Origin of the sequence: Chelativorans alearensis (assembly GCF_010993735.1) — a bacterium.
In the GTDB taxonomy this organism is placed as follows: domain Bacteria; phylum Pseudomonadota; class Alphaproteobacteria; order Rhizobiales; family Rhizobiaceae; genus Chelativorans; species Chelativorans alearense.
This window is the reverse complement of record NZ_WQNI01000006.1, coordinates 200,252-213,066: the sequence shown is the minus strand read 5'-3', so window position 1 is coordinate 213,066 and position 12,815 is coordinate 200,252. Positions and strand designations below refer to the sequence as shown.

Sequence of the window (12,815 nt, the reverse complement as noted above, 5' to 3'; positions counted from 1 at the left end):
GCTCACGCCGCGCCCGCGGCGCGCGCCTCGGCCAGGGCCTTCAGATCGGCGGGCTTGAGTTCGACGGATTCACCGCAGCCGCAGGCGGAACTCTGGTTGGGGTTCTTGAAGGTGAAGCCTGTCCTGAGCCGCGTCACCTCGAAATCCATCTCCGTACCGAGAAGGAAAAGAGCAGCTTCCGGCGCCACATAGACATGGGCGCCGTCATGCTCGACATGATCGTCCTTCGGGTCGGGCTCGCTCACCAGATCGACCGTATATTCCATGCCCGCGCAGCCGCCCTTCTTGATGCCTACGCGGACACCATGTGCGCCGTCGCGCGTCTCGACGATCTCGCGCACGCGGGAAGCGGCAGCGTTCGTTACGGTGATGACTTGAAAGCGGCCCATAAATTTCTCCATTCACGGCGAGGTCAAGACTCGCGGAAAGGCTTCCCTATAAAGATGGTCAAGAAAGGCGGGCGTTGCAAGCACCGCCTGTCCGACCCTCAGTACCAGCCGATGGCGACCTGCGCCTCTTCCGACATGCGGTCGGGCGTCCAGGGCGGGTCGAAGACCATGCTAACCTCGACATCGCCGACGCCCTCGACGGCACTGACGGCGTTCTCCACCCAACCAGGCATCTCACCGGCCACGGGGCAGCCGGGCGCCGTCAGCGTCATGTCGATCTTGACCGAGCGGTCGTCCTCGATATCGATCTTGTAGATCAGGCCGAGCTCGTAGATATCGGCCGGGATTTCCGGATCGTAGACTGTCTTCAGCGCACCGATGATGTCGTCGGTCATGCGCGCAAGCTCGTCCTGCGGAATGGCGGAGGCTGTAAAAAGCTTGCCTTCGGCCGCCCCGGCATCGTTCGTCTCTGGCTTCTGGCTCGTATCCGTCATCGTCTTCATCCGAAGAATTTGCGCGCCTCATCGAGCGCATCGGCGAGCGCATCCACTTCGGCCCGCGTATTATACATGGCGAAGGAAGCGCGGCATGTCGAGGTCACGCCAAAACGCTTGAGCAACGGCTGCGCGCAATGGGTGCCGGCGCGCACGGCCACGCCCGCGCGGTCGATCACCATCGAAACGTCGTGGGCATGGATACCGGCAAGCTCGAAGGACAGGATCGAGCCCTTACCGGGTGTTGTGCCGAAAATGCGCAGGGAATTGATCTGGCCCAGCCGCTCATGGGCGTATTTCGAAATATCCGCCTCATGCGCGGCAATGTTCTCGCGGCCGATGCCTTCCACATATTCTAGCGCCGCTCCAAGGCCGATCGCCTGCACGATAGGCGGCGTGCCGGCTTCGAAGCGGTGCGGCGGTTCATTGTAGGTGACGTCGTCCACCGTCACCTCCTCGATCATCTCGCCGCCACCCTGGAAGGGCCGCATCTCCTCGAGCCGCTCACGCTTCCCGTAAAGAACACCGATGCCCGAGGGGCCGTAGAGCTTGTGCCCGGTGCAGACATAGAAGTCGCAGCCGAGCGCCTGCACGTCGACCGGCATATGCACGGCGCCCTGGCTGCCATCGACCAGCACCGGGATACCGCGCGCATGGGCGATGCGCACGATGTCGGCAATGGGCGTCACCGTGCCTAGAACGTTCGACATATGCGTGATGGCGACAAGCCTGGTGCGCTCGGTCAGGCACTTCTCGAAGTCTTCGATGTGGAAGGCGCCGTCGTCGTCCACCGGCACCCAGGCAAGCTTCGCGCCCTGCCGCTCGCGCAGGAAATGCCAGGGCACGATGTTGGAGTGGTGCTCCATGATCGATAGCACGATCTCGTCACCCTCGCCGATCCGTGGCATCGCATAGCCATGGGCGACAGTGTTGATGGCCTCGGTCGCCGACTTGGTGAAGACGATCTCTTCGGCGCTTGGCGCGTTCAGGAATCGGCGCACCGTCTCCCGCGCGTTTTCATAGGCTTCGGTCGCGGCATTCGACAGGAAGTGCAGGCCGCGGTGCACGTTCGCATACTCCTGGGAATAGGCGTACGTGACCGCATCGATGACGGCCTGCGGCTTCTGCGCGGAAGCCGCGTTGTCGAGATAAGTCAGCGGCTTTCCGTAGACCTCGCGCGCAAGGATCGGGAAATCGCGGCGGATCGCCTCGACGTCAAAGGTGCCGTTTTCGACTTTCTGGTCCATATCCACCTTGCGCCTTCCAGCGCGTTTGGGCCTCTATCCGTGCTCGGCGAACCAGGCGTCGAGCTTTGCTTCCAGCGCCTCGATCACCAGTTCATTCTCCAGTTCCTCGATCACCTCGGCCACGAAAGCCTTGACGAGAAGGCCGCGCGCCGTCTTCTCGTCGATGCCACGCGCCATCAGATAGAACAGGTGATCGGCCTCGATCTCCGTCACCGTCGCGCCGTGGCCGCAAGCCACGTCGTCGGCGAAGATTTCCAGCTCCGGCTTGGACGAGAAGCCGCCCTCGTCCGACAGGAGAAGGGTGTTGCAGGCCATCTTGGCGTCGGTCTTCTGCGCCTGGCGCGCCACGCGGATCTGTCCCTGGAAAGCTCCCTCTGCCTTGTCCGTCACGACATTGCGGATGGTCTCCGTCGACACGGTCGCGGGTCCCACATGGTCGAGCACCATGGTGACGTCGCAATGGGTCTCGCCGGAGAGCAGGTTGACGCCCCGCAGGCGGAATTCGGAGCCCTCGCCCTCCGCCACCAGCCGCAGTTCCTGGCGCACCAGCTTGCCGCCGGCGTTCATCACGAACAGGGTGAGCTTGGCATCCTTGCCGATCCTCACGTTGATCTGGCCGAGGTGGCTCGCCCCTTCCGGCTGTTCCTGAATGATGAGGTAGAGGATTTCCGCCCCGTCGCCCACATCCAGATGACTGACAGAGGAAACCAGCGCATCGCCCTCGCCCGTCTGCCGTTCGACGATGGTCGCCTTGGCACCCTCGCCCGCACGCACAGCAAAGCGTGTATGCACCTGCCCGCCGGCCTGCACATTCTGCAGTTCGATGGGACGTTCGAGGACGGCGCCGGCGGGGATATCGATGGCGAAACCGTCGGCAGCGAAGGCCGAATTAATGGCCGAAACCGTATCATCCGCGTCCACAGGCGCTAGCAGCGAGGCAAGGCTGCCGTCGGTCAGCTTGCCCGCCATGCTGGCGACCGAGACGCCCTCCGGCACCTCTGCCTCGCCGACCACCCCGTTCAGCACCGGAAGCACCGCCGAGCCCGCCAGGAGCGGCTCTCGAGGCACCGCATGCGCGGTAAGGTCGAACGCCGGCACGGAGGAAAGGAGCCGACGCAGGTCCGTGTAGTGCCAGGCCTCGACCTTGCGGTTAGGCAGACCGCGCTTCAAAAGCTCCACCGCGGCACTGCGCCTTTCCGCGACCTCGGTGTCGCCCGGCAGGTATTCGGAGCGGTCCGCGAAAGCCTGAAGAAGAGCATCCTCGGCGGCGGTGCGCCTGATTTGCGTCTGAATGTTCATCGCCGCCCCCTATGCCGCCTCGCCGACGAGCCCGGCATAGCCGTTCTTCTCCAGCTCCTGTGCCAGTTCCTTCTCGCCCGACCTCACGACGCGGCCCTTGTAGAGCACGTGCACCGAATCCGGCACGATGTAGTCGAGCAGGCGCTGGTAGTGGGTAATCACCACGATCGCCCTGTCCGGCGATCTGAGCGCGTTAACGCCGTCGGCGACGATCTTCAGCGCATCGATGTCGAGGCCCGAATCGGTCTCGTCGAGCACGCAAAGCGCCGGCTCCAGGAGCTTCATCTGCAGGATTTCCGCGCGCTTCTTCTCTCCACCGGAAAAGCCGACATTGAGCGGCCGCTTGAGCATGCCCATGTCCATGTCAAGCGCCTCGGCCGCCCCGCGCACGCGCTTCATCAGCTCCGGGATCTTCAGTTCCTCCTGCCCGCGCGCCTTGCGCTGCGCGTTCATGGCCACCTTGAGAAATTCCATGGTGGCCACACCCGGTATCTCCATCGGATACTGGAAAGCGAGGAAGAGACCGGCGGCGGCGCGCTCGGCCGGGTCCATCTCGAGGATCGATTCCCCGTTGAAAAGAATGTCGCCCTCGGTCACCTCATAGTCTTCGCGGCCGGCGAGCACATAGGAAAGCGTCGACTTGCCGGAGCCGTTCGGCCCCATGATGGCGGCAACCTCGCCGGCCTTCACGGTGAGGTCCACGCCGCGCAGGATTTCCGTGCCGTCCTCGGCGATGCGGGCGTGCAGGTTCTTGATTTCAAGCATATTTGTTCTTCCCAAACTTCTCATGCCGGCTCAGCCGACCGAACCTTCAAGCGAAATTCCGATCAGCTTCTGCGCCTCGACGGCGAACTCCATCGGCAGTTCCTGGATGACGTCCTTGACGAAGCCGTTGACGATCAGCGCGATCGCCTCTTCCTCCGGGATGCCGCGCTGCATCACGTAGAACAGCTGGTCCTCGGAGATCTTCGATGTCGTCGCCTCGTGCTCGAACTGCGCGGTAGCGTTCTTCGCCTCGATGTAGGGCACCGTGTGCGCGCCGCAGTCGTTGCCGATCAGGAGCGAATCGCACTGGGTGAAGTTGCGCGCGTTCGCGGCTTTCCGGTGCGCGGAGACCTGACCGCGATAGGTGTTGTTCGACTTGCCGGCCGAAATACCCTTCGAGATGATGCGGCTCGACGTGTTCTTGCCGAGGTGGATCATCTTGGTGCCGGAATCGATCTGCTGGTGCCCGTTGGAGACCGCAATCGAATAGAACTCGCCGCGGGAATTGTCGCCGCGCAGCAGGCAGGACGGATACTTCCAGGTGATCGCCGAGCCGGTCTCGACCTGCGTCCAGGAGATCTTGGAGTTCTTGCCGCGGCAGTCGCCCCGCTTGGTGACGAAGTTGTAGATGCCGCCCTTGCCGTCCTGGTCGCCCGGAAACCAGTTCTGAACCGTCGAGTACTTGATCTCGGCATCATCGAGCGCGATCAGCTCGACCACGGCCGCGTGAAGCTGGTTCTCGTCACGCTGCGGCGCCGTGCAGCCTTCCAGATAGGACACATACGCGCCCTCCTCGGCGATGATCAGCGTGCGCTCGAACTGGCCGGTGTTCTTCTCGTTGATGCGGAAATAGGTGGACAGCTCCATCGGGCAGCGAACGCCCTTCGGCACATAGACGAAGGAGCCGTCGGTGAAGACCGCCGAATTGAGCGTGGCGTAGAAATTATCCGTCGGCGGCACGACTGAGCCCAGATACTTGCGCACCAGTTCGGGATGCTCGCGGATGGCCTCCGAGATCGAGCAGAAGATGACGCCGGCCTTGGCCAGCTCCTTCTTGAAGGTGGTCACCACCGAGACGGAATCGAACACCGCGTCGACGGCCACCCGGCCGGACTGATAGACGTTGTCGCCCGGCTCATCGGTCTCGCCGTCCACAGGGCTCGGCTCGCCCTGCTTGCGCACACCGGCCAGAATCTCCTGCTCCTTCAGCGGAATGCCGAGCTTCTCGTAGGTGCGCAGGAGCTCCGGATCGACCTCGTCGAGCGAGCTCGGCCCGGCCTGGCTCTTCGGCGCGGAATAATAATGGATGTCCTGGAAATCGATCTTGGGGTAGCTCACGCGCGCCCAGCTCGGCTCCTGCATGGTGAGCCAGCGCTCATAGGCGTGCAGGCGCCACTCGGTCATCCACTCCGGCTCGCCCTTCTTGGCCGAGATAAAGCGGATAATGTCCTCGTTGAGTCCCTTGGGCGCCTTGTCGCTCTCGATGAGCGTCTCGAACCCGTACTTATACTGGTCCACATCGATCATGCGGACCTGATCGATCGTCTCCTGCACAGCAGGCATCAGCGTTCTCCATCCTCGCCGGAGTCAAGGTCCGGCAGTTTTCCAACTCTGGCCGGCTTTGCGCTCTATTTAGTGTGCGCGTGCACCGGATTCATCGTTCAGTCGCAAAAATATGTGTCTTTTACTCCATTTTTCTCGCACTGGCGAAACCGCCGAATGGCAGCCTCATGCGGCAGCGCTCGTCGTTCTTCGTCTTAGGATTATTTTCTCCAACGCAGCACCAAAAGCGACGATTTCCTCTTCAACCGTTCCGGGGCTTATCGAGACGCGCAGCGCGCCCGCCTCACTGCCGAAACCCATTGCCTGAAGCACGTGGCTTGGCCCCACCTTGCCGGACGAACAGGCCGAGCCGGCCGACAGCGCTATTCCCGCCAGATCGAAGGCGATCTGCGCCGTTTCCGCCTTCATGCCGGGTATCGAGAAGAACAGTGTATTGGGGAGGCGCGGGGCCTTCTCGGCGTAGATCACCGCATCGGGCGCGAGATCGCGGACGATCGCCTCCAGCCGGTCCCGCTTGGCACGCACGGCGTCCATATGTGCAAGGCCGGCCGCTGCTTCCCGCGACGCCGCACCGAAGCCGGCGATGGCAGCCACGTTCTCGGTTCCGGCGCGATGACCCTTCTCCTGGCCCCCACCTCTCACCAGTGCCGTCGGCATCATCAGGTCGCTCGTGCCGACCAGAGCGCCAGCACCCTTGGGGCCGCCGATCTTGTGAGAGGAGAGAATGAAGAAATCCGCATATCCCGCCGAGATATCGAGCGGAATGCGCCCCGCGGCCTGCACGGCATCGAAGATCGCCACTCCGCCGGCCTTCTTCGCCAAACGGCCGATCGTCTCCATCGGCTGAACGACGCCTGTCTCGTTATTGGCCGCATGCACGGCGACGAGTGGCAGCCCTTGCGTTTTGTCATGCCCTTCAAGCGCGCGCTCCAGCGCAATTAGATCGATGAGGCCGTCGGAATCGACGCCGATCCTCTCCACCGCCTCCACCGGAAAGCGCCCGCCGGCAAGCAGGCACGGATGGTCGGCCGCACAGACGTAGAGACGGCTGAAGCGAAGCGGCGCCTGGCCGATGGTCCACTCGGGCGACAAGAGCATGGCGGCGGCTTCGGTGGCGCCGGAGGTGAAGACCACGTGGTCGGCCTGCCCGCCGACAAGGGCGGCGACATCACGCCGCGCGGCCTCAACGATCTGCCGCGATGCGCGCCCCTCGGCATGGACCGAGGACGGATTCGCCGCCTCCAGCGCGTCCAGCATCGCCTGCCGCGCCGCCGGCAAAAGGGGCGCCGTGGCGTTGTGGTCGAGGTAGATGCGCTTTGCCGCCATATCCATCCATGATGCCATTTGCCACAATTGCGGCAGAGATGGCGTTATTTCCTTGAATTCGCAAGGCCAGCCGTCCTATCTACCCGGCTTGCCAAGGGCGGCAGCGCCGCCCAGTTTTGAACAGTTCTAAACTAGCTTCTATGGAGGCGTAGGCGCCGCGTCAAGACCTGCCCGCGATTCGATTTTACCGAACCGGGAGGCTGCGCCAAGGTGGAGTGAAAATGCCCGAGGTTATCTTTACCGGCCCAGCCGGCCGTCTCGAAGGCCGATACCAGCCATCGAAGGAGAAAAACGCGCCGATCGCGCTGATCCTGCACCCGCATCCGCAGTTCGGCGGCACGATGAACAACAAGATCGTCTACGATCTGTTCTACATGTTCCAGAGCCGGGGCTTCACCGCTCTGCGCTTCAATTTCCGCGGCATCGGCCGCAGCCAGGGCGCCTTCGACCATGGCACGGGCGAGCTTTCCGATGCCGCAGCCGCGCTGGACTGGGTGCAATCGCTGCATCCCGATTCCAAGAGCTGCTGGGTGGTCGGCTACTCCTTCGGCGCCTGGATCGGCATGCAACTCCTGATGCGCCGGCCGGAGATCGAGGGTTTCATCTCGATCTCTCCCCAGCCCAACATCTACGACTTCGCCTTTCTTGCCCCCTGCCCCTCATCCGGCCTCATCATCCACGGCGGCGCTGACCGCGTCGCCCCGCCGGCGGACGTGCAGACGCTGGTCGACAAGCTGCAGTCGCAAAAGGGCATCACCATCACGCAGAAGACGCTCCCCGAGGCCAACCACTTCTATACGAACGTGGCCGACGTGCTGATCGAGGAATGCGCCGACTATCTCGACCGGCGCCTGAAGGGCGAGCTTGCCGAGCCGAGGCCGAAGCGCATTCGCTGACCGCGCTCTTCTGGACCAGTTCATCGTTTCATGGAATCGGTGAACTGGTCTAACTCCTTGTTTTATCGCAGATCCGGACGGAAAGCCGGTTTCCATTTTTCCTGGAATTGCTCTAAGCGAGCACGCTTTCACCCCGGCCCGCCGCTTGTGCGGGCCGCGAAAGTGGTGCTAAACGCCGCTTTCACTCTCCAGCCCCTGTTCCCCATCGACGGGATTTTGAGACAATGCCCGAGTTCAAGTCCGACTTCCTGCGCGTGCTCGACGAGCGCGGCCTCATCCACCAGGTCTCCGACCCGCAAGGGCTCGACGAGGCGGCGGCGAAGGGCACGATCACGGGCTATGTCGGCTACGACGCGACGGCGACGAGCCTGCACATCGGCAATCTCATCTCCGCCACCATGCTCTACTGGCTGCAGGAGACGGGGCATCGCCCGATCGCGCTGATGGGCGGCGGCACGTCCATGATCGGAGATCCCTCCTTCCGCGACGAGCAGCGCCGGCTCTTGCCGCCCGAGACGATCGCCGAGAACATCAACGGCATCAAGCGCATCTTCGACCGCATCCTGCGCTTCGGCGATGGGCCGACCGACGCCGTCATGGTCAACAACGCCGACTGGCTGCTCGGCCTCAACTATGTCGAGTTCCTGCGCGACGTCGGCCGCCATTTCTCGGTCAACCGGATGCTCACTTTCGATTCGGTGAGGCTGCGGCTGGAGCGCGAGCAGTCGCTCTCCTTCCTCGAATTCAACTACATGATCCTGCAGGCCTACGACTACGTCGAGCTGAACAGGCGCTACGGCTGCATCCTGCAGATGGGCGGCTCCGACCAGTGGGGCAACATCGTCAACGGCATCGATCTCGGCCACCGCATGGGCACGCCGCAACTCTACGCCGTCACCACGCCGCTTCTGACCACCTCGTCGGGCGCCAAGATGGGCAAGACCGCCGGCGGCGCAGTCTGGCTCAACGAAGAGGTCTTCTCGCCTTACGACTTCTGGCAATACTGGCGCAACGTGGAGGACGCCGACGTCGAGCGCTTCCTGAAGATCTTCACGCGCCTGCCGCTCGACGAGATCGCCCGGCTCGGCGCTCTCGGCGGTTCCGAGCTCAACGAGGCCAAGAAAGTGCTGGCCACGGAAGCAACGGCCATCGTGCACGGCCGCGCGGCGGCAGAACAAGCCGCCGAGACCGCGCGCAAGACCTTCGAGGAAGGCGCCCTCGCCGAAAGCCTGCCCACAGCGGCGGTCGACCGCGCCGAACTGGACAAGGGCATCGGCCTTCTTTCGCTCTTCGTGACCGCTGGCCTGGCAGGCTCGAACGGCGAGGCGCGGCGCCATGTGCAGGGTGGCGCGGTACGCGTCAACGACGAGCCGGTCGCCGACGACCGCCGCGTTGTCTCAACGGACGACCTGACGGCTGAGGGCGTCGTGAAGCTCTCGCTGGGCAGAAAGAAGCACGTTCTCGTCCGCCCGCGGTAAAGAGCGCCCCTCGGAGTCCGTCCGCCTGGTCGCAATTCCGGGCGGAAAACCGGTTCCCACTTTTCCTGGAATTACTCTTAAGTGCCGCTACGCGCACACGCGGTTCCGCCCCAACCGCTTGGCCTGGTACAGCATCTTGTCGGCGCGGCGATAGAACTCGTCGACCGTCTCCTTGCCGTCCCAGACGGCCAGCCCCACGCTGGTGGTGATCTTGAGGCGCATTGTGCCAGCATCCACGGTCAGCGCTGAAATCGCTTTGCGGATGCGCTCGGCAAGCTTCACCAGCGCGTCCTGGTTCATGTTCGGCGCCACGATGGCGAACTCCTCGCCGCCCAACCGCGCCACCACGTCGTGATAGCGGGTCAGATCCTTGAGGCAGCCGGACACGCGGCGCAGCACCTCGTCGCCGACATCGTGGCCGTGCGTATCGTTCACCTGCTTGAAGTGGTCGAGATCGAGCACCATCAGCCCCACCGGCTTCTCTATACGGCCGAACTCCTGCAGGTACTCGCGCAGTGCATCGTCGAAGAAGCGGCGGTTCTGGGTCCCGGTCAGGCTATCGGTGAGCGCCGCATGTTGCAGGGACTCCGAGCGCGCGCTGAGCGATTCCGTCATCGCCCGGAGCTTGCCCTCCTCGCGCACCTGCGTGCGGATAAGCGGATAGATGAAGAACAGGCCGAAGATGATGGCCGTTGTCAAAAGCACGCCGGTGGTGAACAGAAGCCGCGCGAAATCGCTGAGATCGGTCGCTCCGCCGACGGTCGCCAGCTTGAGTGCATTGGTGCGCATGATGTCATAGGCGAAAAACAACAGCACACCGGCACTGAAGACCAAGGCGATGAAGACGAAAAATGCCGACTCCGCTTTGTGAAAACGCATACCCGACCCGCTCGCGCACTTTTACCACTTCTCTCATGTGGCACCTTACGGGAGGTTAACCGGCAGGTACGGATTCGCAGGAAATATCAAAATTCGCAGGTGGTGCGGCGAAGACGCGGATATCACACCGCCACACGTTGCCAGTCCGGCCCGAGTTGATGGCGGAACCACGTCATTTGCCGCTTGGCGTATTGCCGCGTCGCCGCCTTGGCCCGCGTAACGGCCTCCTCAAGGGGCATCTGGCCACTAAGCGCGGCGCCAAGCTCGCGCACACCGATCGCCTTCATCGCCGGCATGGAGCCAGGAAGATCGAGACTCAACAGCGCCCTCACCTCCTCCAGCACGCCGGCCTCCATCATCCGGTCGAAACGCTCGTCGATGCGGCTGGTGAGCGTTTCGCGATCCGGCTCCAGCACCAGCTTGCGCGCCGTGGCGTTGTCCACCAGCGGCGGGGAACGCTCCGCTTGCCACGCACCGAGCGGCTTGCCCGAAGCCTCCAGTACCTCCAGCGCCCGCACGATGCGCTGCCCGTCTGAAGGGCGGATGCGTGCCGCCGCTTGCTCGTCTGATCGGCCAAGCACTTCATGCAACGCCGCCGCTCCCTCTTCCGCTAGGCGCTGCCGCCAGCGCCGGCGGACGACGGATGGAATGTCTGGCATGGGCGAAAGCCCTTCCGTCAGGGCACGGAAATAAAGCCCCGTACCGCCGACGAAGATCGCCGGCCGCCCATCAAGCTCTTCACTGTCGCACAAGGCTTCCACGTCGCGCAGCCACTGTCCGGTGGAATACGGCGTGCCTGGGTGCACATGGCCGTAGAGGCGATGCGGCGTGACGGCAAGGTCTTCGGCACTCGGCCGCGCCGTCAGCAGCGACAGGACGGAATAGACCTGCATGGAATCGGCGTTGACGATCACCCGGCCCGAACGTCTTGCGATATCGAGCGCTTGCGCCGACTTGCCGCTCGCCGTGGGGCCGGCTATCAGGGTCGCACCTTTCAGCACGATTTTCCGGCCGGCCGCAGCGGACCCTCCCATGACCCTTGTCGCAACGCTTATCTCCAATCCCAAGGCTCGCTCGCTGAGCCCGTCCACGGCGAATAGGATAACCCGAGCCCTCCGCGCAAGCCGCTTCGACTGGCTCGACACGGACGTCGCCTGCGATATAGCCCTGCCCGAGGGTCTCGATGCGCATGCAGCCGAGCGCATCGCGCGCGCCGCGCTCGAGAGCCTGCCCGTGGACGTGGCCGTACAGCCTTCCGAGGGAAGAAAAAAGAAGATGCTGATCGCCGACATGGACTCCACCATGATCGACCAAGAATGCATCGACGAACTGGCCGATGAGATCGGCATCAAGGAAGACGTCGCCACCATCACCAGCCGCGCCATGAACGGCGAGATTGCCTTCGAGCCGGCTCTGCGTGAGCGCGTGGCGCTGCTCAAGGGCCTCGAAATGGCGGTCATCGAGCGCGTGATAGAGGCTCGCATCACGCTCGCCGCCGGCGGGCGTGAGCTTTTGGCGACCATGAACGCGGCCGGCGCTTACACGGCGCTGGTCTCCGGCGGCTTCGACATCTTCACCGGCCGCATCGCGTCCATGCTTGGTTTCCGCGAGCACCGCGCTAACCGGCTGATCGAGGAGGACGGCAGGCTCGCCGGCCTCGTCGCCGAGCCCATTCTCGGCCGCCAGGCGAAGGCCGACGCGCTTATTGAAATCGCCGCCAGGTTGAAGCTGCACTTGAGCGAGACGATAGCCGTCGGCGACGGCGCCAACGATCTCGACATGCTGCGCCTTGCCGGCGCCGGCGTGGCGCTGCACGCCAAACCTTCCGTGGCGGCCGAGGCCGGCATCCGCATCGACCATGGCGACCTTACCGCCCTCCTCTATCTGCAAGGATACCGCCGCGAGGAGTTCTCTCAGTGACGCCGATCATCGCGACGAGCCGTCTCATCATCCGCAACTGGGCTGATAGCGACCGCGCGCTCTTCCACCGGATCAACGCGGACGACCGGGTGATGGAATTCTTCCCCTTCCGGCGCGATCGCACAGCCTCCGACGCCTTTCTCGACTGGCTGCGCGAGGATATCGCGGAGCGTGGCTTTGGCTTCTGCGCGACGGAGCTGAAGGAAACCGGCGAGTGCATCGGCTTTGTCGGCTTGCATCAGACCACCGGCATCTCTTCGCTGCCGTCCGGTACAGTGGAGATCGGCTGGCGGCTGGCTCCGGAATTCTGGGGCAGGGGTTACGTGACGGAAGCCGCCAAGGCCTGGCTCGACTTCGGCTTCAAGACGCTTGGGCTCGAGGAGATCGTCTCCTTCGCCGTCTGGAGCAATATGCGCTCCATTGCCGTGATGAAGCGCATCGGCATGCGCGCGCTGCCGGAACGTGACTTCGACCACCCCTCGGTGCCTGACACCCACCCCCATCTGAAGCGCCACGTCTTCTATCGCATCACGCGGGATGAGTGGTCGGGCTAGCACAC

General features: G+C 63.7%; 13 protein-coding genes. 4 read left to right on the top strand and 9 right to left on the bottom strand.

What is annotated here, in order from left to right; all coding sequences use genetic code 11:
* Positions 1–2: 2 nt before the first annotated feature.
* The 7 genes from sufA to GPJ75_RS11410 all read right to left on the bottom strand — a co-directional run bounded on the left by sufA (position 3) and on the right by GPJ75_RS11410 (position 7,083).
* Positions 3–389 (bottom strand): Fe-S cluster assembly scaffold SufA, encoded by a 387-nt coding sequence (sufA, locus tag GPJ75_RS11440; RefSeq protein WP_163268183.1) that lies wholly within the window; start codon positions 387–389, stop codon positions 3–5.
* Positions 390–487: 98 nt separating this feature from the next.
* On the bottom strand, positions 488–883 hold the full coding sequence (locus tag GPJ75_RS11435) for an SUF system Fe-S cluster assembly protein (protein WP_163268181.1): 396 nt from the start codon (positions 881–883) through the stop codon (positions 488–490).
* A 5-nt stretch (positions 884–888) separates the two neighbouring features.
* Positions 889–2,130 (bottom strand): cysteine desulfurase, encoded by a 1,242-nt coding sequence (locus GPJ75_RS11430; RefSeq protein ID WP_163268179.1) that lies wholly within the window; start codon positions 2,128–2,130, stop codon positions 889–891.
* Between the two features lie 33 nt (positions 2,131–2,163).
* Positions 2,164–3,429, bottom strand: coding sequence for a Fe-S cluster assembly protein SufD (gene sufD, locus GPJ75_RS11425; RefSeq protein ID WP_163268177.1), 1,266 nt, complete (start codon positions 3,427–3,429; stop codon positions 2,164–2,166).
* A gap of 9 nt (positions 3,430–3,438) precedes the next feature.
* The gene (gene sufC / locus GPJ75_RS11420; RefSeq protein WP_163268175.1) at positions 3,439–4,194 is read right to left on the bottom strand and encodes a Fe-S cluster assembly ATPase SufC; all 756 of its coding nucleotides are present in this window, start codon (positions 4,192–4,194) and stop codon (positions 3,439–3,441) included.
* 30 nt (positions 4,195–4,224) lie between these two features.
* Positions 4,225–5,757 carry a Fe-S cluster assembly protein SufB gene (sufB, locus tag GPJ75_RS11415; protein WP_163268174.1) on the bottom strand — a complete coding sequence of 511 codons (1,533 nt, stop codon included), beginning with the start codon at positions 5,755–5,757 and terminating at the stop codon, positions 4,225–4,227.
* 165 nt (positions 5,758–5,922) lie between these two features.
* Positions 5,923–7,083: a cysteine desulfurase family protein gene (locus tag GPJ75_RS11410; protein ID WP_163268291.1), complete on the bottom strand. Its 1,161-nt coding sequence runs from the start codon at positions 7,081–7,083 to the stop codon at positions 5,923–5,925.
* 221 nt (positions 7,084–7,304) lie between these two features.
* Here GPJ75_RS11410 and GPJ75_RS11405 point away from each other — a divergent pair, with 221 nt between their 5' ends.
* Together GPJ75_RS11405 and tyrS are read left to right on the top strand one after the other, a co-directional pair.
* On the top strand, positions 7,305–7,979 hold the full coding sequence (locus GPJ75_RS11405) for an alpha/beta hydrolase (RefSeq protein WP_163268172.1): 675 nt from the start codon (positions 7,305–7,307) through the stop codon (positions 7,977–7,979).
* Positions 7,980–8,203: 224 nt separating this feature from the next.
* Positions 8,204–9,457 (top strand): tyrosine--tRNA ligase, encoded by a 1,254-nt coding sequence (tyrS, locus tag GPJ75_RS11400; RefSeq protein WP_163268170.1) that lies wholly within the window; start codon positions 8,204–8,206, stop codon positions 9,455–9,457.
* 87 nt (positions 9,458–9,544) lie between these two features.
* On the opposite strand, the gene GPJ75_RS11395 is transcribed toward tyrS, so the two are convergent.
* Both GPJ75_RS11395 and miaA read right to left on the bottom strand, forming a co-directional pair.
* Positions 9,545–10,336, bottom strand: a complete 792-nt coding sequence (locus GPJ75_RS11395; RefSeq protein WP_163268168.1) for a GGDEF domain-containing protein — start codon at positions 10,334–10,336, stop codon at positions 9,545–9,547.
* 122 nt (positions 10,337–10,458) lie between these two features.
* Positions 10,459–11,370, bottom strand: a complete 912-nt coding sequence (miaA, locus tag GPJ75_RS11390; RefSeq protein WP_163268166.1) for a tRNA (adenosine(37)-N6)-dimethylallyltransferase MiaA — start codon at positions 11,368–11,370, stop codon at positions 10,459–10,461.
* On the opposite strand from miaA, the gene serB reads away from it, so the two are divergent.
* Both serB and GPJ75_RS11380 read left to right on the top strand, forming a co-directional pair.
* On the top strand, positions 11,369–12,256 hold the full coding sequence (gene serB / locus GPJ75_RS11385; protein ID WP_163268164.1) for a phosphoserine phosphatase SerB: 888 nt from the start codon (positions 11,369–11,371) through the stop codon (positions 12,254–12,256). The genes miaA and serB overlap by 2 nt on opposite strands.
* Positions 12,253–12,810 carry a GNAT family N-acetyltransferase gene (locus GPJ75_RS11380; protein WP_163268162.1) on the top strand — a complete coding sequence of 186 codons (558 nt, stop codon included), beginning with the start codon at positions 12,253–12,255 and terminating at the stop codon, positions 12,808–12,810. Before serB ends, GPJ75_RS11380 begins: the two co-directional genes overlap by 4 nt.
* Positions 12,811–12,815: the final 5 nt, after the last annotated feature.

Coding starts and splice junctions, on each gene's coding strand:
- GPJ75_RS11435 (WP_163268181.1), bottom strand. CDS start 883: ATGACGGATACGAGCCAGAAGCCAGAGACGAACGATGCCGGGGCGGCC.
- tyrS (WP_163268170.1), top strand. CDS start 8,204: ATGCCCGAGTTCAAGTCCGACTTCCTGCGCGTGCTCGACGAGCGCGGC.
- serB (WP_163268164.1), top strand. CDS start 11,369: ATGACCCTTGTCGCAACGCTTATCTCCAATCCCAAGGCTCGCTCGCTG.
- GPJ75_RS11430 (WP_163268179.1), bottom strand. CDS start 2,130: ATGGACCAGAAAGTCGAAAACGGCACCTTTGACGTCGAGGCGATCCGC.
- miaA (WP_163268166.1), bottom strand. CDS start 11,370: ATGGGAGGGTCCGCTGCGGCCGGCCGGAAAATCGTGCTGAAAGGTGCG.
- sufB (WP_163268174.1), bottom strand. CDS start 5,757: ATGCCTGCTGTGCAGGAGACGATCGATCAGGTCCGCATGATCGATGTG.
- GPJ75_RS11410 (WP_163268291.1), bottom strand. CDS start 7,083: ATGGCGGCAAAGCGCATCTACCTCGACCACAACGCCACGGCGCCCCTT.
- sufD (WP_163268177.1), bottom strand. CDS start 3,429: ATGAACATTCAGACGCAAATCAGGCGCACCGCCGCCGAGGATGCTCTT.
- sufC (WP_163268175.1), bottom strand. CDS start 4,194: ATGCTTGAAATCAAGAACCTGCACGCCCGCATCGCCGAGGACGGCACG.
- GPJ75_RS11405 (WP_163268172.1), top strand. CDS start 7,305: ATGCCCGAGGTTATCTTTACCGGCCCAGCCGGCCGTCTCGAAGGCCGA.
- GPJ75_RS11395 (WP_163268168.1), bottom strand. CDS start 10,336: ATGCGTTTTCACAAAGCGGAGTCGGCATTTTTCGTCTTCATCGCCTTG.
- sufA (WP_163268183.1), bottom strand. CDS start 389: ATGGGCCGCTTTCAAGTCATCACCGTAACGAACGCTGCCGCTTCCCGC.